Origin of the sequence: Paenibacillus sp. 1001270B_150601_E10, assembly GCF_015558675.1 — a bacterium.
Taxonomy (GTDB): Bacteria; Bacillota; Bacilli; order Paenibacillales; family Paenibacillaceae; genus Paenibacillus_B.
On record NZ_JADMOL010000001.1, the window covers coordinates 455,592 to 476,419 of the forward strand.

Consider the following 20,828-nt stretch of genomic DNA (forward strand, 5'->3'; position numbering starts at 1 on the left):
CATTCTAGCTCTTCATGATGCAACCTCTTAAGGATATCCATAGGCATATTCATGCAGTGCCTTATCCCGGAGTTGCATAGTAGCTAATTAGTTCTGTCAATCCATAACTGTAATTATTTGTTTTTATTATCATAATCATCTATATCTGTCATGAAAATAGGTTTGATCAATGAAATGTGATACAAAACAACGAACATGCTTGGACAATATAATCATTCATACTGCTGCAAATTATGGCACAAAAAAAGACAGAGAGTCAAAGGGGATAACCCCTCTAACTCTCCATCTGAACGTTTACGAACGGTATTCAATTAGTTACCAGCAATTTTTTGTTTGTTTGCTTGCCATTTTTGTGTTTTGAACTCTAGCAATTTGTCATAGCCAGCTGCAGCGGCATCCGCTTGAGCTTTGTCCAAGATCGCGATAACCTCTTCGTCTGTCTTCGCATAGATCGCTTGAGTACGAGCCAATTGATAGATATCTTCAACACGTTGTTGAATCATGCCTTCTTCTGTATCTGGAAGCGGATTCAAACTAATGAATTCTGTTGCGTTGGATTGCGTTTTCCAAGTAATCTCACTTTGCCAACGAGTAGACCAGTTGCGTTCTTCTTCAGGAAGAGACTCTTCGAACTTCGCTTTTGTACGGTCAGCAAATACAGTATTACCTACCCATGCAAGGTTAGTCGAAAGCTGTTGATACTCAGCCAAGCCAGCTGCATCTTTTACATACTCTTCTGTGAACTTCGGTGAAATACCGTCATCTTCAAGACCATTCCAGTACTTGCCTTCAGGTCCCCAGAAGTTGATCGTTTGACCTTCCGGACCTGTATACCAATCCAAGAATGCATAGATTGCTTCAGGATCTTTAGCTGCCTTTGTAATAACCGCTACGTTCCAGCCAAGCGTTGTATACGTACCAGGGAAGATCTTGTCTTTATCCAAGCCTTCTTTATGAATTGGCCAGATCATGAAGTAACCGCCGTTAGGGTCGGAGTTTGCAAGACCTGCATGTGCCTTCATCGCGATCTCTGTTGGGCTTGCAGAAGCAAATACTGCTACGTTGCCCGTCATAACAGATTCTTCGATTTGATCCAATGTTTGTGTAAACGCATCCTGTGTGATCAGCTTCTCACGGAACAGCTTAGCAGAATATTGCATCGCTTCACGGAACGCTGGATCTGTAAAGATGGAAGTAAGCTTATCGCCTTCTGGAACCGCTCTCATACCAGGGTACTTGTGATCATTCTCTTTAAATGCAGAGTACAGAATATCCATACCTTGTCCATCTTTCGCCAAGTGCGGCTGATACGGAATTACGTTTGGATATTTTTCTTTTACAAGCTTCAAGTAGTTGTACAGATCTTCTGTCGTCTCAAGCTTAGGAGATCCAAGCTCTGTATAGTATTTCTTGTTTACAACGTAACCTGCGTTACCATTAGGCTGGCTTGTATACCAGTTCGGGAAGCCGTAAAGGTGTCCGTCTTCAGCGCGAAGGATATTTGCACCTTTGTCACCCAACCACTCTTTCAGGTTTGGATATTTGTTGAAGTACTCATCCAGTGGAGCGAGCATGCCTGCTTCACGTAGACGTTCCAAGTCAGATGCACGATCCAACCAGATAACATCTGGCATATCATTGGTTGAAATCATCGTATTCAGCTTCTGAGCTGCGTTACCGCCAGAGCTGATCGCTTTTACCGTAACCTTTTTGTTGTCTTGAATCCACTTGGATCCCTCATCATCGCCCCATTGAGGCATTGTGTACCAGTCATAGTGACCATAGAAAGTAAATTCCAAAGGTTCCTTTCCTAGCTCATAAAGACCGGATGAAGATGTTTCTGTTTCTGTCTTGTTGCTTGACCCCTCTGATGTAGACTCATTAGATGTGTTGTTGCTTGAACAAGCTGCGAGGAAGGATACTGACATGAACACCGTAATGATCGTCAGCAGTAAAGATTTCTTGAATCTCATGTAGACAACCCCTCTCTGTTGTTAAGAAAATGTATGGTTAAAGCGTATCGCTTTATACCCGTAATGGGTGGCAGGAAACGCTGATGTTCCCTGCCATATTCTGAAATCTGCCTAAGAACTACTCTTTCAAAGAACCTACCAATACACCCTTAACGAAGAACTTCTGTACGAATGGATATACACAGATGATTGGCAATGTTGCAACCATCATCGTCGCCATCGTCAAGGAACGGCTCGTAACAGACTTCATGGAGCTCAATCGACCTTGTGAAGCAGAGTCGAGATTAGCAAGCTGCTCAGACATAATGTTGGAGTCTAGAATCTGTTTTAGAATCGTTTGAATAGGAAGCAAATTCTCATTTGAGATATAGATGGCTGGACCGAACCAGTCATTCCAGTGTGCAATCGCCGTAAACAAGGACAGCGTTGCAATAACCGGACCTGATAGCGGAACAACAATTCTAAAGAATGTGCCCCAGTTTCCGCATCCATCAATCTTAGCGGATTCCTCAAGTCCTGCCGGCAATCCTCGGAAGAACGTTCGGAAGATAATCATATTCCATACGCTGATCAAGCCTGGAATAATGAATACCCAGAATGTATTTGTCAAGCCAAGGCCACGGATAACCATGAACGTTGGAATCAAACCGCCGCTAAAGTACATCGTCACAATACACATGATCATGTAGTACTTCTTGCCCATCAATTCTTTCTTGGACATCCCGTAAGCAAAGATGGATGTACACAATATTGCGAGTACAGTACCTATAACGGTTCTAAACACCGAAACCATAAATCCGTTCAAGATACGTTTGTCTTTAAACACAATCTCGTAGTTTTCAAACGTGAAGGCCCGTGGCCAGAAGGTGATGCCACCCATGGATGTATCGGAACCTACGTTGAATGAAATGACCAGCGCATTCCAGAATGGATAGAACGTTGCGAATCCTAGCAGGATCAAGAATGTATAGATGAAGAAATACATTGCTTTATCGCCTGTTGTGTACCGTTTCATCGGTCATCATACCCCTTTCTTCATGAAGTCTCGATTACCATAAGCTGTTGCCGGATTTGCGAGCGACTGCATTCGCAAACGTAAGGAGCATCACGCTGATGACTGCCTTGAACAATCCGACCGCTGTTGCGTAGGAGTATCGATAGTTCTGCAGACCGACCCTATACACGTAGGTATCAACAACATCCGAAACTGGTCTTAAAATCGGGTTTTTAGCTAAGAGCAAGATATCTTCAAATCCTGCATTCAACAGATTACCGATGGCAAGGATCATGAAGATCGTCACGACCGGCATAATAGAAGGCAGCGTAATTAGGAAGATTTGCTTGAATCGACTTGCACCGTCCATTGATGCCGCTTCATAGAGGTGAGGATCAATCCCCGCAATTGCTGCGAGATAGACGATCGATCCGAATCCAATCTCTTTCCATACATTCGTCGTTACGAGAATCGTCCAGAAATACTCCGGTATCGACAAGAAGTTGACAGGATCCTCGATCAGATTGAGCTTCTCCAGCAGGATGTTCACGCTTCCGCTCTCTGTAGAGAGAAGGGAGATCACGAATCCTGATACGATAACCCAGGACAAAAAGTGAGGCAGGTAGCTGATCGTTTGAATGATACGCTTGAAGAACATGCGGTTCACTTCGTTCAGCATTAGTGCGAGAAGGATTGGCGCTGGAAATCCGATACAGAATTTCAACAGGGCAATCACAATGGTGTTGCGCATAACATTGTAGAACTCTGGTGCTTCAAAAAACATTTGAAAATGCTTGAAGCCGGCCCATGGACTTCCGAAAAATCCTTTAAAAATGTCGAAGTCCTGAAAAGCCATAAGCACGCCGTACATCGGGATGTAGCTGAAGACAAAGATAAGCAACAAGGCTGGAATAACCATTAATTGAATATCGATTTGTTTAAAAAAACGCTTCAGTCCACTGGCTTCTTTCCCTTTAGGAGTCCACTCTTTTTCTACCGATACTTGTGCCATATCTATCCCCCTTAATCTTGAAGTAATGATTTGAAGCTAAGGTTTAGAGGCTGCAGCTGCCCTTTTCATCGTTGTTATGATTTCTGTAAGAGCTGTGCTGCTTGATCGTCTCTCTGTAACTTAATTGTATTTTGACAACGCTTTCAAGGATAGGTGCTTGAACAACGAAAAATGATACTATTCACCGCTCTTAAAGAAAAATCGACATATTTTTACATAATTGTCTTGTCCTTTTATATATTTACCTGTCATATTTTGTATTTTAATCTTGGATTTTTATAAAAATTCCTCCTTCAAAAACATCCCTTAGTTTAAAAAACGATGAAAATCGTTTATGCTGAACATGAGATCATTACATAACTGGAGGTCAAATCATGAGTGTACATATTGAAGCTAAACAAGGTGAAATTGCAGATAAAATTCTACTTCCTGGAGATCCGCTTCGTGCGAAGCATATCGCGGAGAACTTTCTTGAGGACGTTCAATGCTATAATCAAGTGCGCAATATGCTCGGTTATACAGGCCTATATAAAGGAGAGCGAATCTCTGTTCAAGGTACAGGCATGGGCATCGCATCGTTCTCGATCTATGCCACTGAATTAATGAAAGATTACAACTGTCAGACACTCGTTCGCGTTGGCACTTGTGGAGCCATACAAGAGGATGTTAAGGTGCGTGATGTATTGATTGCACAAGCAGCAAGCACGGATTCATCAATCGTTTCTCACGTATTCCCAGGCATCGCTTTCTCACCTATTGCTGACCATGATTTGCTGCATGCTTCCTACGTAGCAGCACAAGAACGCGGTATCCCTGTTAGTGTCGGCAACGTCTTTTCAACGGATTATTTCTATAATGAGCGTCCTGAAATGACCATGAAACTGGGTCAATACGGTGTGATGGCTGTTGAAATGGAAACAGCCGGCTTATACACACTGGCAGCGAAGTATAAGCGCAAAGCGCTGTCTCTTCTTACAGTGAGCGATCATATCGTGACAGGTGAAGAAACGACACCGCATGAGCGTCAAACAAGCTTTAATCAAATGATTGAAGTAGCACTCGATACCGTAATTAAATTCTAATTTTTGCACGAGAAGAACCCCAATCATAGACCCTGATCAATGTGACTTCATTCAAAGGCTGCTTGTAACCGCCAGTTTAGTATGGGATGAGATTCAGGAATAGCAATTTAAAGTACTATATAGAGAATAAAAGACCAAGGCGTCTCTTCAAATGGAGATCGTTCTTGGTCTTTTGTAAGGTTTTCTTATAGCTTACCAAAGCACTGACAATACCATATCAAGCAAGAACAGTTAATATCATGGCGGTACACCTCGATACTCTATTTACATGGATTCCCTATACTCCTTGTTTCAGCATTGGCTCGTACATCATCAGAGCGTGATTCTCTGCAACCTTTATTTCGTTGATCAATCCACCCTCCAACGTGTAGACCTGCTGATACAGCTCATTATGCCGCATATACTTTCCCCATGCCTCAAGTGAGATTCGATGATTACGCTCTACGATCTTATATTGATATAGAGGCTTATAGGTAGAACGCCACTCTCCTCGAAGCTCTTTGTCATCGATCGTAAGCAGAAGCTGAAACGTCTCATTCGTTGGATTGACGATCATCAGATCCAAATAATTATAAGCGCATGTCGCCCCGCTTCCGAAGGGCTGGGTACGGCTTGCGTCTGGAAACACATCATAGGAATGCCGATAGCGCTCCATTACCTGCAAAGGCGTGTGCAGTGTTATCCAATAGATCAGATTCGATAGCTGGCATAATCCTCCCCCAACCCCAAGCTGCATGGTCCCGTAGAATAGAATCATCCCTTCCTTGTACCCTTTTCTGTGGGTAGGCTTTCCAATGCGTCGCCAGTACGACATGACCTCTCCAGGTGCAAGAATAAGTCCGTGAAGAGACTTCATGGCAAGGTTCAAGTTATGTACCTTCTGCGCTTGAATCGACATGTCGACATTTTGTAGTTTGCGGTAGAGCGGTGTCTGGTGAGAAGCATGCACATATAGTAGACTCTCAGGTTGCTGCCTTGATGCGAATTGATGCCTCATTTTCCACCACTTGACCCTCCTCTTTCCGCGATAATAAGCCTTTCCAAGCCATAATCTCAGCTTCGATCGCGGGATCGGTTTATACTGCAGGGTGGATTGCATCCTTAACACCTCATCTTCCCTTTAAATATAGATTTCTGATCAATTCGTCATGAGCGCAATCTGGTTGCGATGGGTTACACCGTATGATATAGTGGATACCTGTTTCCATTTTCCAGTTGCTCACGACCGTAAAATGGCAGCATTTGATCTTAGGAGGTAACTGAAATGTCAGAGGAACGTTTTCAAAGTGCCTATCAAGAAGAAGAAGAGCGACTTGAACAGACACTTCTCGAAATTAAGCAGCAATTTGAGTCTTTGCAGGCTATTCCGGTATATCGCGGCTCCGACTTTACTGAGCAGGTCCTAGAAGACAACCGGGAGCAGCGCAGACAAAGATTGAAGCGGGCGATTAGAGAGCCCTATTTCGGCCGGATGGATATTCAGGAAGATGCCCACCAAGTCACTGCCACACCTCTTTATATTGGTAAACAAGGGGTGGATGCAGAGGAAACTGACCTGGAGCAGGAAGGCTTCCCTAAGAACCGAGTCCATTATCCAATGGTGATCGATTGGCGGGCGCCTGTAGCAAGCATGTTCTACTCCTTCACGGGAGGTGAAGCACCTGCTGTGTATGAAGCCCCAGAAGGCCCCATCTCGGCACATGTCCATTTAAAGCGGAACCTCGTCATTCGAAATGAGCAGCTTCAGCGTGTTGTAGATACCTACAATCGGGAGCAAGGCGAAGAACACGTCACCGACGAGTTTCTTGTCTATCGACTGGGCGAGAACAAAGATAATCGCCTTCGCGACATCGTTTCAACGATCCAAGCAGAGCAGGATATTATTATTCGTTCACCGAAAAATAAAGCTTTGTTCATTCAAGGGGTGGCAGGCAGCGGAAAGACCACCGTTGCGCTTCACCGACTGGCATTCTTGCTCTATCAATATCAGGAGCTGATTCGGGCTGAGCGCATGATCATCTTTGCCCCTAACCGCATGTTCCTCAATTATATTAGCGAGGTCTTGCCAGAGCTTGGGGTTGGAAATATTCAACAGAGAACCTTTGCAGATTGGGCTCTACAGTTTGCTCAGCTGGAAGATAAGATCATTCTAGCCTCTTCCTTTGATGATATTGAGCGCTGGTACGGTTCCCTAGATGCAAGACCGAAGGACAGCACTCCAGCAACGGGCCGAGTCAAAGGCTCGGTCGCTTGGAAGCTTCAGCTTGATCGTTTTGTTGATCGTTGGGTGGAAGATGCGATTCCTGACGTAGAATTTGTTCCTTGGGAAGGTGCCGTCTTGTCTCAAGAGACCATTTCCCAGTGGTTCAACGAAGAATATCGCTCCTATGAACCAGCGAAGCGCATTCTTAGGGTTCAAGCTCGCATCCAGCGCTGGCTGGAGATGGAGCTCAAGAAGGAACGCAGTCGCACGCTGCTCAGCGAGAAAAAGAAAAAATCTTCACAAAAGCTTAAAACCTATATGAAAAAATGGCCGAAAACCGAGGTTACCGAGTTGTATAAACAATTTCTTCAAGAAGAAGATTACAGCGGCTTACTTCCGGCCAAGAATCGCAAACAAACGGTTTCTGATCTAAAAAAAGCCTTCCTGCAGCATGAGGATTTGGCTTCCCTTGTTTACTTGTACATTCGCCTAAACGGAGTCGAATCCGCGGACCGCTTCGATCATATCGTCATTGACGAAGCACAGGACTTCTCTCCGCTTCAGATTGCCTTGCTAGATCGATTGACGAAAAATCATTCCTTCACTATTCTTGGTGACCTATCTCAAGGCATTCATGCATATGCAGGCATTGAAGACTGGAAGGAAATGATGGAGCTGTTCCATCCGGAAGAATGTTCTTATCATGCGTTGACCAGAAGCTATCGCTCAACGATGGAGATTATTCATTTTGCCAATCAAGTGCTAAAAAGGGGCATAAAAACAGCACTCCTCGCTGAGCCTGTATTCCGCAGCGGCCAAAAGGTCGCCGTCGTCCACCAGCACACCAAGGTGGAGCAATGGCTGATGAATGAGATTCAGCGTCATCATGAGAGCGGCTATCAAACAACGGCTATTTTGACCAGAACAATGCAGGAGGCGAAGGAATGGCACGAGCAATTACAGTCATCCTCTGTACCTGTACATTTGATTCAAGGCAAGGAGCAGCAGTATGAGGGCGGCATCTCCATCCTTCCTGTATACTTGTCGAAAGGCTTGGAGTTCGATTCTGTCATCCTCTTGCACGTAAACGAATCACACTATCATCTGAATCCGATGGAGGCACGTTTGCTGTATGTTGGCTGTACCCGTGCGCTTCACCAGCTGACACTGCTCGTTGATGGCACGCTTAGCCCACTTCTTGCAGAGGTAAGCGATGAATGGGCTGAACATGTGCATGCCTAACGTTATACACGATATCATGATAAAAACAGCTGAGATCTCTGTCGATCTCAGCTGTTTGTTCGTTCAGCTAGTTTTGATGCATTCTTCTAAACTGAAGCACGCAGGTTGTCCCTTCTCTAGGTCTGCTGTAGTAGGAAATCTTCCCATTCATCGCCCGCACGGAGCTTACTACGACCATAAGGCCCAAGCCTGTCCCTTTCTCCTTCGTCGTATAAAAAGGCATGCCGATGCGCTTGATTTCATATTCAGACATGCCAACGCCTGTATCTTGAATCTGGATATGTACCCCTTCATTATCACACCATGTGGACACTCGAAGATGCCCACCATCAGGCATGGATTCAATCGCATTTTTCATAATATTGAGGAGGCTTTGCTGAAATTTCTTTGTGTCTCCCTTCACGTAGACAGGATATGCCGTATAATGCTTAATGTTAAGTTCTACTTTGGACAGCACACATAAGGGAGATACCATGGAGATTAAAGAATCTATCGCCGCTTGAATATGTACGATATCGTGATTCCCCACAGTAGGCTTTGCAAAGTTCAAATAGTCCGTAATAATCGAATTCGCTTGATCAATCCCCTCTATCGCAAAGCTGCGATACTTCTCCAGAACATCCCTGGACAACTTCTCATTACGCATCAGCTGCAAAAAGCCGTGGGCAGTCGTCAATGGATTGCGAACTTCATGTGATATGGAGGCAGCTAGCTGCCCAATCACCTGGTACTTCTCTGCATCATACAGCTCCTCTCGCAGCTTCTCTTGATTTTTCACATGATAGTAGATATAGCTGACAAGCATCGTAGAAATGTATGTACCAATGACTATAAGTCCAATTGGACTTCCCTCTATACTAGGCCAATCTTCATAGCAAAGTAAAAAGACAAGCAAATATACCGTGGTTAATGTAAATGCGAGTAGATTAATTTGCAAAAACGTGCTCCGCTCTACCTGGGTCCTATGGAACACAAGTCCCATGCACAACAATACGGTTGAGGCAAGCATTGTAGGCCATATGTCATTCCCTAGAATAAAGATATTGCCGAAGTTAAAGGCAATCCATGTTGCGATTCCCGCAATCGTTCCCTCGAACAAGGAGGCTAGCACAATGCTGATCGGGATCAAGTGAATGCAGTAAATAAATGGATCTATTGTTTCCAATGAAAGATAGCTTAGAGACAATAAAGCCAATATGGCCACAAACAAAAGTTTGCGTCGGTTGTTAGAATAGGTAAATCGTGGGGTAATAATCAAAAAACATAAACAGGCACTCATCACATATAGAATCCCTGTAACCTGATGACCGATCATTGACAGTATCAACTGAAACATTCCTTCTCAAAGGGTCTTTGTTTCATTTCCTAAGAAGCGCTGTGATATTTCGACATTATTTTACAGCATCATCCAACACTTTTCTTCAACATTATCATATTTTCCCTATTCAGCCAATCAAAAAGTAAATATTTACATGTGGAAAATGAATAAAAAACGAAACTAAATAACCATTTCATTCGTCTTATTACTGAGGAGGGTTCATCATGAGAAAAAAGTTAACCGCGATTGCGATATCAAGCCTAATTGCAACAACGATGATTTATCCTTATTCAGCATTAGCGAAGCAGGCTGGAGCACCGGCATTAACCGCAGCTCCAAATTCACAGGTTCGCGTTGAGACTACCAACGGCTATGTTGCCGTTTCTAACCATAAGATCATTGACGGGATGACCTATATCCCGATCTCTGAAGTCGCCAAAGTCCTACAGGTTCAAGTAAGATGGGAAGCGAGCACCCATACCGTTACCATCGAGAATCCGCAAACAACGATGAAATGGTATTCCATTACGGATCGAATCAAGGTCAACAACAAAGATGTTACGATAACGGATCGTCCTCAAATATTCGATAGCCGCACTTATGTCCCGTTAGTTCTGCTGCAACAGGTATTTCAGCTGAAATATTATTGGGATGCTCCTACGAAGACGGTTACAATTCTATCGCCTGATGTCCAATAAGAAAGAGACAATGATAGAGTTGCCTTGATTGTCGGTCAGTTCATGTATAAACGCTATAATTCTGACTGCTCAAGTACATAATCATTAACTTTATAACCTCATTACGATAGCCACTGGGATGAAGACTCGGTAATCCACCCTCAAGCTACACTCGTATTTTCCATTACAATGATAGAGTTAATGAAGCCTGATTCGAATATCAACAAGGAAAAATCTGCACTCTACGTATTGTAAAGTGCAGATTTTTTATGTTAAGCGTTATTCGATCCTACCACTTTTCAGATACAAGCTTGGCTTGCGTAAACAAGAGCAAGTAGTCTCGGCCTCCAGCCTTGGAGTCCGTTCCAGACATATTGAAACCTCCAAATGGATGCACACCCACTAATGCACCTGTACATTTTCGATTAAAGTAAAGATTGCCACAATGCATATGAACTCTGGCGTATTCCAGATTCTCGCGGTTATGGCTGAAAACAGAGCCTGTCAATCCATACTCGGTATTGTTGAAGATATCAATAGCTTGCTTATAATTCTCCGCCTTGCATACGGCAAGAACCGGGCCAAAGATCTCCTCCTGCATGATCGTCGCATCGGCTGCAACGTCAGCAAAGACGGTTGGCTGAATATAATAGCCATTCCCCTCTGCGATACTTCCTCCTGCTGCCAAGCGGCCCTCGCCTCTTCCAATCTCGATGTACTCTAGAATCTTCTCATACGCATTCTGATCAATAACAGGACCAATCGCAGCATTCGTGTCCGCTGTTCCTACTTGCAGCTGCTTCGTCTTGTCAATGATCAGCTCAAGCACTCTATCATAAACCTCCTGATGAATGATCGCGCGGGAGCCTGCAGAGCATTTCTGACCTTGGAAGCCAAATGCGGATTGGACAATTGCTGTCGCCGCTTCTTCCAAGTTCGCGCTTGCATCCACGACGATGCCGTCCTTGCCTCCCATTTCAGCTATGAGGCGTTTGATCCAGATTTGGCCCTCTGACGTCTTTGCCATGCGCTCATTAATGCGCAAACCGACATCTCTAGAGCCTGTAAAGGAAATAAAGCGTGTTCTAGGATGATCTACGATCAAATCGCCAATTTCGGCACCGGAGCCAGGAATAAAGTTCAGTACCCCTGCAGGAAGTCCAACCTCTTCCATCAACTCAACAAATTTGGCTGCGATAACAGGACATGTTGATGCTGGCTTGAGAACGACTGTATTACCTGAGACAATAGCCGCAGACGTCATACCTGCCATAATCGCAAATGGGAAGTTCCATGGCGGGATGACAACACCAACGCCAAGCGGGATATAGGTTAACTGATTATGCTCGCCCTCATACGGCGTTAATGGCTGTGGCCCACCTAAACGAATCATCTCACGGGCATAGAATTCTAAGAAGTCGATAGCCTCCGCTACATCAGCATCCGCTTCTCCCCAGTTCTTCCCGACTTCATAGACCAGCCATGCACAGTATTCAAATTTGCGACGACGGATGATGGCTGCCGCCTTGAACAAATAGCCTGCGCGCTCCTCTGGACTCACCAGCTTCCAGCTGTTAAATGCTGTATCCGCAGCGGCTATCGCCTGAAGAGCCAAATCCGCATTTGCCTGTGACATATTCCCTACAAGCTGATCCGTTTGTCCTGGATTAATGGACTGTCCAAGTTTTTCGGTAACCCTTTTATCTCCATCAATAACAAGCGGATAGGTGCGGCCTAACTGATCCTTGACCTTGGCAAGTGCGGCCTCCATAGCTTGTTTGTTCGCTTCAACCGTAAAGTCTGTAAATGGTTCATTGCGGAAATCGATCATCATCATTACCTCCTGAACAATTAAGTTATGAATAGGCATTAAAGGTCTCATATGAAAGGTCTATGCTGAAGTCAGATACACATATGAACATGTTGATGGTGGCTCTATGGTGTAGGAAGGGTTTCTGTGGGTTTATCTGAGATGGGATTAGGATTTAAACATGGATTTGAGAACAAACCATACATTCGCTGGGCGCTCAGCAAGGCGGCGCATAAAGTAGCCATACCAGTCATCTCCATAAGGAACATAGACTCTCATGCTATAGCCTTCATTCGCAAGCTCTTGCTGCGCCTGAGTGCGAATACCATACAACATTTGAAATTCAAACTGTGAATTCGGAATGTTGTGTTCCTTCACATACTTTTTCACATGATGAATGATGCTGTCGTCGTGAGTGGCTACTGCTGCGTAACACCCATTGCTTAGATGCTGTTCAATAATGGCAATAAAGTTGCGATCTACATCTGCTTTCTCCGGAAATGCGACTTGACTGGATTCCTTATAAGCACCCTTTACCAAGCGTAGATTCGGCTTATACTCGGCAAGCTTGGCAATATCGTCTCCGCTCTTGTACAAGTAAGCCTGGATAACGAGTCCAACCGTCTCACCATATTCCTTTCGAAGCGTTTCAAAGATCTCTAAAGAAACTTCATTGTGCGCGTAATCCTCCATGTCGATGCGAACAAATTGGCCTTGTCGCTTGGCTGTATCAAGAATCATGCGCATATGCTTCATGCAAAGTTCTTTCGAAATATCAAGGCCAAGCTGCGTCATCTTAAGCGATAAATGTGAATTCACACCACTCTCTGCAATCGCTTCCAAAGTTCGGATGCAATAATGGGTTGCTTCTGCTGCTTCTTGCTCTGTACTAATAAATTCTCCTAAATGGTCAAGCGTTGCTACAATGCCTTTGGCATTCAATTGCCGAATTGCCTCAATGGCATCCGCAATCTGAACACCTGCCACAAAACGCTTTGCGCCAAACTTAAGACCATAGCGCTTCGCGGTTCGATTGGCCATTCGATTCTTGGACAGATATAGAAATGCATTGCGCATCATCGTTTCCATCTCAAGCAGCCCTCCAAGTGACGAAGTGTTTAATTTTTGAACATCTTATGATTTTCATGATTAATTATAATCACATATGGTTGATATTGTAAATATACAAAGCGAAATAATTGTAAATGATTTTTATCACTATCTCTATGCATTTAGAAATTCATTGCAACGCAAGGAAGCTTTTGACATAATAACGTACAAGCACTAAGTATACGGAAGCAGAGGTTAACAGAATGAATGTGGAAATCAACAGTTGGACTGACCGACAGCTGCAATCCGTCCTGCGGCAGGTATTGGAGACGATCCACGACGCGGTGACGATTGTTGACACCGAAGGGATCGTGCAGTATTGGAATCGGGTTTCAGAAGAGACTTACGGCATTATGAAGGAACAAATTATCGGCAAACGAATCGGCGACTTTTTCCAAAGGGAATCGATTATGCTGATTCAAGTGATGGAGAGTGGCCTTGAGGTGAAGCAGGTGTATCATGAGCCTCGGTCCGGGATGCATGTCATTATAGATGCTAGCCCGATTCGCGATTCGGAAGGAACCCTCCTTGGCGCGATTGCCATTGAGCATAACGTCACACAGTACGTAAAGATGAGTGCAGAGATGTATACGAAGCAGGAGGAAGAGGAACTGTCTTCTGCCAGCTTTCCATTTAAGCCTGAAGTACTGCAGGCAGCCAAGCTATGTGTTCATAAAGGGCAGGCCCTGCTTCTTCTGGGGGAAAATGGCGTTGGACGGAGAGCCATCGCGAAGTGGATTCACCAAGAGCTTGCGCACGAAGGCGCCTTCGTCACCGTAAGTTGTTCCACGATTCCAGAAGGGCTCATGGAAGCAGAGCTATTTGGCTATGAGGGAGAAGAAGTACGACAAGGCAAGCTGGATCAAGCAAAGAATGGTCTGCTTTACCTCAAGGATATTCATCTAATGCCCTTATACGTGCAAAATAAGCTTGCTGAGGCTATCCAGGAAAGATCCTATACAAGGCTAGCTGGTAAAATGCAAGTGAAGCTGCAATGCGCTATCATCTGCGCCATTCCTTCAGAAAGCGTCGTCTTGTCATCGCTTGAAGATGGGACCCTGCTTGACAGCCTTTACTATATGATGTTTCAGCAGCGCATCCCTAGCCTAAGCGATCGCAAGCAGGATCTGCCTGAGCTAAGCCGCATGATCGTAGAGGAGGCTGCAGGCAAGCTCGATATGAAGGCTCCGCTGCTTACCAGTGACGCGCTTGCTGCTATTCAAGCCTTTAATTGGCCAGGCAATCTGCCACAATTGAAGCATGCGATTGAGCATGCCTGCTTCCATGTCCATGCCAGTGGGCAAGGACAGATCACCGCGCTTGAGCTGCCGGATTACGCTCGCCTAACCACGCTCGCGGAATTAACGGAGGGAGAGCTGCCTCTTAGCATGCACTCGGAGGAAATGGAGCGAGGGCGCATTCTGGAGGCGCTGAAGCGGACGAACGGCAACAAGGCACGTGCCGCACGATTGCTTAGCATTTCTAGAGGCGCGCTATACTACAAACTGCGGTCATACGGAATCGAGGATCAACCGTAAGTTCACTACACTCCATTTGCGATCATGACGATTAGATTAGCCTGATAAAGAACTGCTGGAGAACAAAAAAGACAAGAGGCAGCCATAAGCCTCTTGTCTTTTATTGTTTTGATGTGTGAAAAGATGCCTTCAGTACGATACGATCTCTGCATGGTATACCGTTCTCAACTAAAGGCTCATCGTAATGAGCGGTAAAGTAATCATGAATCACATGATCGATTCGAAGGCCCGCTTTTTGATACAAATAAAGCTGGCCTACACTGGAATTGCCTGTACCCACAAGCATATATGCCGCACGCATGGATATCGCCGTCTCCATAGCATGCTGAAGCAATTGATAGCCAAGACCCTGACCCTGTCGTTCTTCTTCTATCGCTAAATTCATGAGCTCCATTCCGCCATCCGCTAGAGGCTTTAATACATACACCCCAATCACGAAGTCATTATCCTCGAGCACCCAAGTGAACGCCTCTGGACCGTAGCTGCGAATCATCGCTTCGCTGGGATCAGCAAGCAGCATAAGCTTAAGCGGCGGCTGTTCACCTTGTGCTAATGGTCGTATGTTCATGATGTTGTTTTCCCCTTCCACCAATACTTTAATATCGCTTCAATGACCGCAAATAATAAAGAGGCCGTCATCCCAAATGGGCTAAGACGCAGTCCCATCATCCATGCATCTATGATTCCGGTATGTTGAGTGAGCACCATAAGCACCAAAGTGGCGAGTACTGTTGAGAAGAATCCAGCCATTGCATACAGGGCTATGCCGGCGATTAATCTGATTCCCATCGAAGCACGTGCTTCTCTCAGATGCCTTAGCACCGCATCTATGCCGTAAGAGCAGGCGAGACCAAACAGCAAAGTTCCGAACGATGTGAACGTCATTACAATCGTCACCACTTGGCTAAAGCTGAACCAGCCGTTGCTATGCAGCAAGCTGGCCATAATAAGCGCAAATAATACAATCATGATCAACCCTGCAGTGATCTTTCTCCACAATCGTATCCCCTTCACGCTTATCTCTCCTCCAGGCTTATCGCGTATATCCATTCCTTTATGGTCACTACGCAGGAAGCGCTCGCTATTCCATAAAGGCAGGAGCCTTATTACGGAACTGGCTCTGATAAGACTCCTACTTCATCTTATTTAGCTTTAGTTCCAAATAGAGCGTTACTTTCTCATCCATTTGGCTGAGATCCATTTGTCCGATCTCCATCATGCGCTTCAGTCGGTAGGTCAACGTGTTGGTATGAACGTGGAGCGCTTCCGCTGCCTTCTTCACATTGCTGTCATGCTTTAGAAATACCTCAAGCGTCGTCAGCAAATCACTGCCGTGCTCAAGGTCATACTGTCTAAGCAGCGTAATGCTTGGATGCTCCACCTGCGTCTTCTCTTTTTCAGTATACATCGAAGGGAGGAAGCGATAATAGCCAAGGTCCTTATAGTTATGAATCTCATCCACTTCATCTGGAAACGAATGCTTGATTTGCAGCACAACGAGCGCCTCATGATAGCTGAGCTCTGCTTTGGTAAAATACCGGTAATAGGAGCCGCAGCCAACGTGAGCATCAGTCGCAAATCGCTGTATCAGCCGGTGTACGAATACATCGCGCTCCTCTTCGTATTGAATGATTGTCTGTCTTATCCCTTTTGTTCCTGCTATCATAATTAAGCGATTCTGATGAATGACATAGAGTGGAATTCTTAAGTTCTCGACAGTGCGCACGATAAACAGCATCTGCTGATACTGCTTCTCGTTAATCTCGCTGTCGAATTCAAGCACAACGACTTGATAGGAGTCAGGCAGTTGAATGCCGTATTGCAGCGCCTTCTCTTTAATGGACATCTCGCTATGCTCTTGCCCTGTAAGAAGGCTCCAGCACAGTTCGAAATGCTGCTGTTCTTGCTTTCTTCTATCATTTTGCATCTCAAGAAGCTTCAATTTTGCAGCTTGCGCAGCCCTTTTTAACTGAAGCTGAGCGATGTCATCTGCAAGCTGATGATCATCCAGCACCCAAATGAAGCCAATTACATCTTGATGGTTACGTATGGCGATTACAATTCGGCTTTTCAGACCAAGCTCTTGAATCGGCGGGATACGAACCGCTTCTGTGCTCGACATGATTTGTTGGATGATGCCTTCCTTCCACAATGCATTTATTACATATTCGGGCACTCTTCTTCCGATGATCGTCGCGATGCGTGCTTGATCTGTATCGGCCATATGAGAGCTGTAGGCAATAAGTTTGTGGCTGACATCCTCAATCGTCGCAGGGCATTGTAGCACTTCACTAATCGTATCTACGATAGACTCAATGCTGTCGAATTGACGGTCAAATGGATTAATGCCAAGATTCATTGATTGTTCCCCTTATATTTAAAGTATACCTACTATGCCAGTACAGATATTTTGCACAGTATACGTAAATCTCCCATCCTGATAGTAGTGGAAATAAGTAAAAATGTACAGTCACGATTTTTCAACACGATACCGTGATGAGCCATATAGACATTCAAAAGGATAAGGACTATATTATCCATAGCATCTAAAACTTTTATTAATGTTTCAATCCTTACACCCAAGGGTATATTAAGGGATCATTGGATGCTAAAACATCCTAGAAAGGTGTGTCTTCCATGAGCAACAAAGTTTATCGCGGCGAAAAGATAGAAGTCTATTTCGATGCTGAGAAATGCAGTCATTCTGGTGTATGCGTTAAAGGGATGCCTCAAGTATTCGATCTGAAAAAAAGACCATGGGTGAATACAGATGGAGCATCTGCAGACGAGATAGCCGCTCACATCGAGAAGTGCCCTAGCGGCGCCTTGTCCTATAAGCGTCTTGATTCCAGCTCTTCATCATCTCATTAACCGATTGGAGACGTATTCTTATTCATGATGGAGGATCAAGTGTTATTCCTTTCACTCACTGCATTAGGAGGCTGAGACCATGTTACAAGTTGAGCATAATCAGGCTGAACGCCAATTTTTTATTCAGGACAACGGTAAGCTCATCGCTGAGATGACCTACAGCATCACACGCGAATCGTTGTATATTATCGATCATACATTCGTTGATGAGAATTATCGCGGACAAGGACTCGCAGATCAGCTTATGTCCACGGTGGTTGAGTATGCCCGCGAACACGATATCAAGTTAATCCCGCTCTGCCCGTTTGCCAAAAAGCAATTTGAAACGAAGCCAGAATATGCGGACGTTCGCTACTAAATTAAATTGATCTAATGCACGAAGGCAAGCCCAAGTAACATGGGCTTGCCATTTTTGTTCTATGTAGCTTAATCTTCGCCTGCAAACTCAGCCTTCCCAAAGTTCCTCTCGTAAGCAGCAGATACTATTCTCTTCAGTGCCGCATCCTCTATTTGTTCCAAGTGAAGGATGGCTTCATAAGGATCTCCGCTTAACCCTAACCATTGTGCGAAGGCTGGTTCTGTTTTCAAGCCCGCTCGCTTCATTTCCTTGGATGCTCAACAATCGAACATTGGTGCGGCCGATTCTTCAGAAGCATGTCATTCGGTATGGAAGGCAATAATCATAACATAAAGTCTCAGAATAAACAGCCCTCCCTTTTAGGGAAGAGTCTATTCATTAGACGGCAAATCTTATCGTTGCACGTCGTATGCAACAATGGATTTCCTTTGTCGGCACTGGAATTATATACCTTAGATTGCAGGATAAGCAACCTTTATAACAGCCAGGCTGCCCGTCCCTCTTCCGAACCGAGCATACGCATCTCTACATATCGGCCTGCCTGCTCCCGAATGCGCATGACACCTGTGCTCTTTTTTATCCGGCGATCACATCTAAAGTCCTCCCACGGCTTCAAATCGAAGGGAATATAGCGAAACATCGGGACATACTCATCTTGAATGAGAATAAACTCCGTTAGGCTGTCCTCAGGAAATAAGGTCTTCTGCGTATAAGATTCATCCATCCAAACCGATTCTTCGCACAGTGAGTCCCTAGCATCCACCGGATTCATCTCGTACATGCCTCCACGTATCTCCCGCAGATGCAAATAGCTTGGAATGCGAATCCTGTCATAAACTTTTATTCCTGCGAAGTAGCTATCTTTGCACTTGACACCGTAGCTTGTTCGTTCGAGATCATGCTGAAACCCTAACGGCAGCTGCTTCGGCATCTTTATGCACCAGCTCTCCATCTCTGATTCTGACTCACAATACACACCTGCCACAAAGAACTTCTCAAGCTTGACAACCTGCTTCACGCTATAGCCTCCCCTGGTTGGTTCATGAACGCAAAAAAGGGCAGCAAGCTGCATCAGCAGCCGCTGCCCGATTCTTTCGGTGCAACACGCACTATTATGATGTTAAAAGGTTATCATACCGTTACACTTGTTGCAAGTCATGCTTAACTATTTAAAATGATGCTTACGCGTGCATCTCGCTCACTTCGAAAGCAACGGGATCTTGGATCTTCTTCATCTCGATCTTACGAATCCGATGTCTTTCCTTTTCAAGAATCGTGAACTCGATATCGTCAACAACGATCCTGCTTCCACGCTTCGCATCTGGATATCGATCATACAGCCATCCTGCGATCGTATCGAAGTCTTCGCTCTCATAATGTGTTCCGAAGATATCGTTGATCTCCGCAAGCAGCACTTTACCATCCAAACGATAATGATCATCATCGATCATTTCGATCTCCGCTTTTTCCTCTGCGTCGAATTCGTCGCGAATCTCGCCTACGATCTCTTCAAGGATATCCTCGATCGTGATCATACCAGACGTTCCGCCGTACTCATCCACTAGAACAGCCATATGGACGCGGTCAAGCTGCATCTTGCGAAGCAAGCTCTTCACTGGCATCGCTTCAGATACGGTAAGCACCGGCTGAACCAGCTGTCCAAGCTCAGCTTGGCGAGTCTCATTATATTGAAGAAACATTTGTTTCGTGTTAACCATTCCAATGACATTGTCCTTATCGCCGCGGATGACGGGATAACGCGTATATTGCTCCTGCTTCATTACGGTCATGTTCTCATTAACAGTAGACTCTGCATCCAAGCAGATCATATCTGTTCTTGGAACCATAATCTCTTTTGCAAGCAATTCGTCAAAGGTAAAGATGTTGCTCATGTAGCCGTATTCTGTATTATTGATCTTGCCGCTTTCAAAGCTCTCATTCAAAATGATTTGAAGCTCTTCTTCGGTATGCGCCTCTTCATGCTCACTTACCGGTTTGAAGCCGAATAAACGAACGAGGGCATTGGCAGATCCATTTAACAACCAGATAAACGGATACATAATACGATAGAACCAAATGATCGGCTTTGAAAATGCCAGAGTAACCTGCTCAGCTTTCTGAATCGCGAGCGTCTTCGGCGCCAACTCACCTACAACAACGTGCAAGAACGTCATAAAGACAAAGGCAACGGCAACGGACACGACTTTGTTCACCGATTCAGGAATCGCAAAGTACTCGAATAGCGGATGGAGTACTCGTTCCACCGTAGGCTCACCCAACCATCCTAAACCGAGGGCTGTAATCGTAATACCTAACTGACAGGCGGACAAATAACCGTCCAAATTCGTAATGACTTTCTTGGCCGATAAAGAATTGGCCTTCCCTTCTGCAACCAACTGATCAATACGGCTAGAACGGATCTTTACGATCGCAAACTCCGTTGCGACGAAGAATGCCGTCAGCAAGATCAGAATTGCAACAAGAACAAAATTCAATGTTAAGTTACCCGAGGGGTCGTCCATGTTACTATATTTCTCTCCTTTTTTTCCTTGAGCGTACACCTTTGGCATATTTCAAGGTCATTTGAACTTATTATATGAACTTATAACCTGTTCATCAATGTCTGAATCTGTTCATATT

At 44.9% G+C, this 20,828-nt stretch carries 20 protein-coding genes; 7 read left to right on the forward strand and 13 right to left on the reverse strand.

Features of this window, described 5'->3' with window-relative positions; all coding sequences use genetic code 11:
• Positions 1 to 311: 311 nt before the first annotated feature.
• From I2H74_RS02250 to I2H74_RS02260, 3 genes are all read right to left on the reverse strand, one after another.
• Positions 312 to 1,973, reverse strand: coding sequence for an extracellular solute-binding protein (locus tag I2H74_RS02250; protein ID WP_195571277.1), 1,662 nt, complete (start codon positions 1,971 to 1,973; stop codon positions 312 to 314).
• 118 nt (positions 1,974 to 2,091) lie between these two features.
• Positions 2,092 to 2,988, reverse strand: coding sequence for a carbohydrate ABC transporter permease (locus tag I2H74_RS02255; protein ID WP_195571279.1), 897 nt, complete (start codon positions 2,986 to 2,988; stop codon positions 2,092 to 2,094).
• Between the two features lie 34 nt (positions 2,989 to 3,022).
• Positions 3,023 to 3,979, reverse strand: coding sequence for an ABC transporter permease (locus I2H74_RS02260; protein ID WP_195571281.1), 957 nt, complete (start codon positions 3,977 to 3,979; stop codon positions 3,023 to 3,025).
• Between the two features lie 374 nt (positions 3,980 to 4,353).
• On the opposite strand from I2H74_RS02260, the gene deoD reads away from it, so the two are divergent.
• Positions 4,354 to 5,061 (forward strand): purine-nucleoside phosphorylase, encoded by a 708-nt coding sequence (deoD, locus tag I2H74_RS02265; protein ID WP_195571282.1) that lies wholly within the window; start codon positions 4,354 to 4,356, stop codon positions 5,059 to 5,061.
• 277 nt (positions 5,062 to 5,338) lie between these two features.
• Here deoD and I2H74_RS02270 read toward each other — a convergent pair whose 3' ends face one another.
• On the reverse strand, positions 5,339 to 6,160 hold the full coding sequence (locus I2H74_RS02270) for a VanW family protein (protein ID WP_195571284.1): 822 nt from the start codon (positions 6,158 to 6,160) through the stop codon (positions 5,339 to 5,341).
• 165 nt (positions 6,161 to 6,325) lie between these two features.
• On the opposite strand from I2H74_RS02270, the gene I2H74_RS02275 reads away from it, so the two are divergent.
• A complete protein-coding gene (locus I2H74_RS02275) occupies positions 6,326 to 8,506 on the forward strand; it encodes a HelD family protein (RefSeq protein ID WP_195571286.1) in 2,181 nt (726 codons plus the stop codon).
• A gap of 67 nt (positions 8,507 to 8,573) precedes the next feature.
• On the opposite strand, the gene I2H74_RS02280 is transcribed toward I2H74_RS02275, so the two are convergent.
• Positions 8,574 to 9,833 (reverse strand): sensor histidine kinase, encoded by a 1,260-nt coding sequence (locus I2H74_RS02280; RefSeq protein WP_195572104.1) that lies wholly within the window; start codon positions 9,831 to 9,833, stop codon positions 8,574 to 8,576.
• A gap of 215 nt (positions 9,834 to 10,048) precedes the next feature.
• Between I2H74_RS02280 and I2H74_RS02285 the strand changes: the two genes are divergently transcribed.
• Positions 10,049 to 10,522: a copper amine oxidase N-terminal domain-containing protein gene (locus tag I2H74_RS02285; protein ID WP_195571287.1), complete on the forward strand. Its 474-nt coding sequence runs from the start codon at positions 10,049 to 10,051 to the stop codon at positions 10,520 to 10,522.
• Positions 10,523 to 10,790: 268 nt separating this feature from the next.
• Here I2H74_RS02285 and pruA read toward each other — a convergent pair whose 3' ends face one another.
• Together pruA and I2H74_RS02295 are read right to left on the reverse strand one after the other, a co-directional pair.
• A complete protein-coding gene (gene pruA, locus I2H74_RS02290; protein WP_195571289.1) occupies positions 10,791 to 12,338 on the reverse strand; it encodes an L-glutamate gamma-semialdehyde dehydrogenase in 1,548 nt (515 codons plus the stop codon).
• A gap of 141 nt (positions 12,339 to 12,479) precedes the next feature.
• On the reverse strand, positions 12,480 to 13,400 hold the full coding sequence (locus tag I2H74_RS02295; RefSeq protein ID WP_195571290.1) for a proline dehydrogenase family protein: 921 nt from the start codon (positions 13,398 to 13,400) through the stop codon (positions 12,480 to 12,482).
• Positions 13,401 to 13,624: 224 nt separating this feature from the next.
• Between I2H74_RS02295 and I2H74_RS02300 the strand changes: the two genes are divergently transcribed.
• Complete coding sequence (locus tag I2H74_RS02300; protein ID WP_195571292.1) at positions 13,625 to 14,959, forward strand: sigma 54-interacting transcriptional regulator; 1,335 nt, start codon at positions 13,625 to 13,627, stop codon at positions 14,957 to 14,959.
• A 100-nt stretch (positions 14,960 to 15,059) separates the two neighbouring features.
• On the opposite strand, the gene I2H74_RS02305 is transcribed toward I2H74_RS02300, so the two are convergent.
• The 3 genes from I2H74_RS02305 to I2H74_RS02315 form a co-directional block, all read right to left on the reverse strand.
• Entirely contained in the window at positions 15,060 to 15,527 is a 468-nt protein-coding gene (locus I2H74_RS02305) for a GNAT family N-acetyltransferase (RefSeq protein ID WP_195571293.1), read from the reverse strand.
• The gene (locus tag I2H74_RS02310) at positions 15,524 to 15,973 is read right to left on the reverse strand and encodes a hypothetical protein (RefSeq protein WP_195571295.1); all 450 of its coding nucleotides are present in this window, start codon (positions 15,971 to 15,973) and stop codon (positions 15,524 to 15,526) included. Before I2H74_RS02310 ends, I2H74_RS02305 begins: the two co-directional genes overlap by 4 nt.
• 118 nt (positions 15,974 to 16,091) lie before the next feature.
• Positions 16,092 to 17,318 (reverse strand): PucR family transcriptional regulator, encoded by a 1,227-nt coding sequence (locus tag I2H74_RS02315; RefSeq protein ID WP_195571296.1) that lies wholly within the window; start codon positions 17,316 to 17,318, stop codon positions 16,092 to 16,094.
• 278 nt (positions 17,319 to 17,596) lie between these two features.
• On the opposite strand from I2H74_RS02315, the gene I2H74_RS02320 reads away from it, so the two are divergent.
• Both I2H74_RS02320 and I2H74_RS02325 read left to right on the forward strand, forming a co-directional pair.
• Positions 17,597 to 17,830, forward strand: a complete 234-nt coding sequence (locus I2H74_RS02320) for a (4Fe-4S)-binding protein (protein ID WP_195571298.1) — start codon at positions 17,597 to 17,599, stop codon at positions 17,828 to 17,830.
• Positions 17,831 to 17,909: 79 nt separating this feature from the next.
• Complete coding sequence (locus tag I2H74_RS02325) at positions 17,910 to 18,188, forward strand: GNAT family N-acetyltransferase (RefSeq protein WP_195571299.1); 279 nt, start codon at positions 17,910 to 17,912, stop codon at positions 18,186 to 18,188.
• A 68-nt stretch (positions 18,189 to 18,256) separates the two neighbouring features.
• Here I2H74_RS02325 and I2H74_RS02330 read toward each other — a convergent pair whose 3' ends face one another.
• Entirely contained in the window at positions 18,257 to 18,418 is a 162-nt protein-coding gene (locus tag I2H74_RS02330) for a DUF4269 domain-containing protein (protein WP_229106292.1), read from the reverse strand.
• A gap of 245 nt (positions 18,419 to 18,663) precedes the next feature.
• The gene (locus tag I2H74_RS02335) at positions 18,664 to 19,206 is read right to left on the reverse strand and encodes a hypothetical protein (protein ID WP_195571302.1); all 543 of its coding nucleotides are present in this window, start codon (positions 19,204 to 19,206) and stop codon (positions 18,664 to 18,666) included.
• 24 nt (positions 19,207 to 19,230) lie between these two features.
• Here I2H74_RS02335 and I2H74_RS24935 point away from each other — a divergent pair, with 24 nt between their 5' ends.
• Positions 19,231 to 19,353: a hypothetical protein gene (locus I2H74_RS24935; RefSeq protein ID WP_267490698.1), complete on the forward strand. Its 123-nt coding sequence runs from the start codon at positions 19,231 to 19,233 to the stop codon at positions 19,351 to 19,353.
• A 16-nt stretch (positions 19,354 to 19,369) separates the two neighbouring features.
• Here I2H74_RS24935 and I2H74_RS02340 read toward each other — a convergent pair whose 3' ends face one another.
• Complete coding sequence (locus I2H74_RS02340; RefSeq protein ID WP_195571304.1) at positions 19,370 to 20,710, reverse strand: hemolysin family protein; 1,341 nt, start codon at positions 20,708 to 20,710, stop codon at positions 19,370 to 19,372.
• Positions 20,711 to 20,828: the final 118 nt, after the last annotated feature.

Coding starts and splice junctions, on each gene's coding strand:
- I2H74_RS02255 (WP_195571279.1), bottom strand. CDS start 2,988: ATGAAACGGTACACAACAGGCGATAAAGCAATGTATTTCTTCATCTAT.
- I2H74_RS02295 (WP_195571290.1), bottom strand. CDS start 13,400: ATGGAAACGATGATGCGCAATGCATTTCTATATCTGTCCAAGAATCGA.
- I2H74_RS02320 (WP_195571298.1), top strand. CDS start 17,597: ATGAGCAACAAAGTTTATCGCGGCGAAAAGATAGAAGTCTATTTCGAT.
- deoD (WP_195571282.1), top strand. CDS start 4,354: ATGAGTGTACATATTGAAGCTAAACAAGGTGAAATTGCAGATAAAATT.
- I2H74_RS02340 (WP_195571304.1), bottom strand. CDS start 20,710: ATGGACGACCCCTCGGGTAACTTAACATTGAATTTTGTTCTTGTTGCA.
- I2H74_RS02315 (WP_195571296.1), bottom strand. CDS start 17,318: ATGAATCTTGGCATTAATCCATTTGACCGTCAATTCGACAGCATTGAG.
- I2H74_RS02300 (WP_195571292.1), top strand. CDS start 13,625: ATGAATGTGGAAATCAACAGTTGGACTGACCGACAGCTGCAATCCGTC.
- I2H74_RS02250 (WP_195571277.1), bottom strand. CDS start 1,973: ATGAGATTCAAGAAATCTTTACTGCTGACGATCATTACGGTGTTCATG.
- I2H74_RS02285 (WP_195571287.1), top strand. CDS start 10,049: ATGAGAAAAAAGTTAACCGCGATTGCGATATCAAGCCTAATTGCAACA.
- pruA (WP_195571289.1), bottom strand. CDS start 12,338: ATGATGATGATCGATTTCCGCAATGAACCATTTACAGACTTTACGGTT.
- I2H74_RS02305 (WP_195571293.1), bottom strand. CDS start 15,527: ATGAACATACGACCATTAGCACAAGGTGAACAGCCGCCGCTTAAGCTT.
- I2H74_RS02275 (WP_195571286.1), top strand. CDS start 6,326: ATGTCAGAGGAACGTTTTCAAAGTGCCTATCAAGAAGAAGAAGAGCGA.
- I2H74_RS02325 (WP_195571299.1), top strand. CDS start 17,910: ATGTTACAAGTTGAGCATAATCAGGCTGAACGCCAATTTTTTATTCAG.
- I2H74_RS02270 (WP_195571284.1), bottom strand. CDS start 6,160: ATGCAATCCACCCTGCAGTATAAACCGATCCCGCGATCGAAGCTGAGA.
- I2H74_RS24935 (WP_267490698.1), top strand. CDS start 19,231: ATGAACGCAAAAAAGGGCAGCAAGCTGCATCAGCAGCCGCTGCCCGAT.
- I2H74_RS02260 (WP_195571281.1), bottom strand. CDS start 3,979: ATGGCACAAGTATCGGTAGAAAAAGAGTGGACTCCTAAAGGGAAAGAA.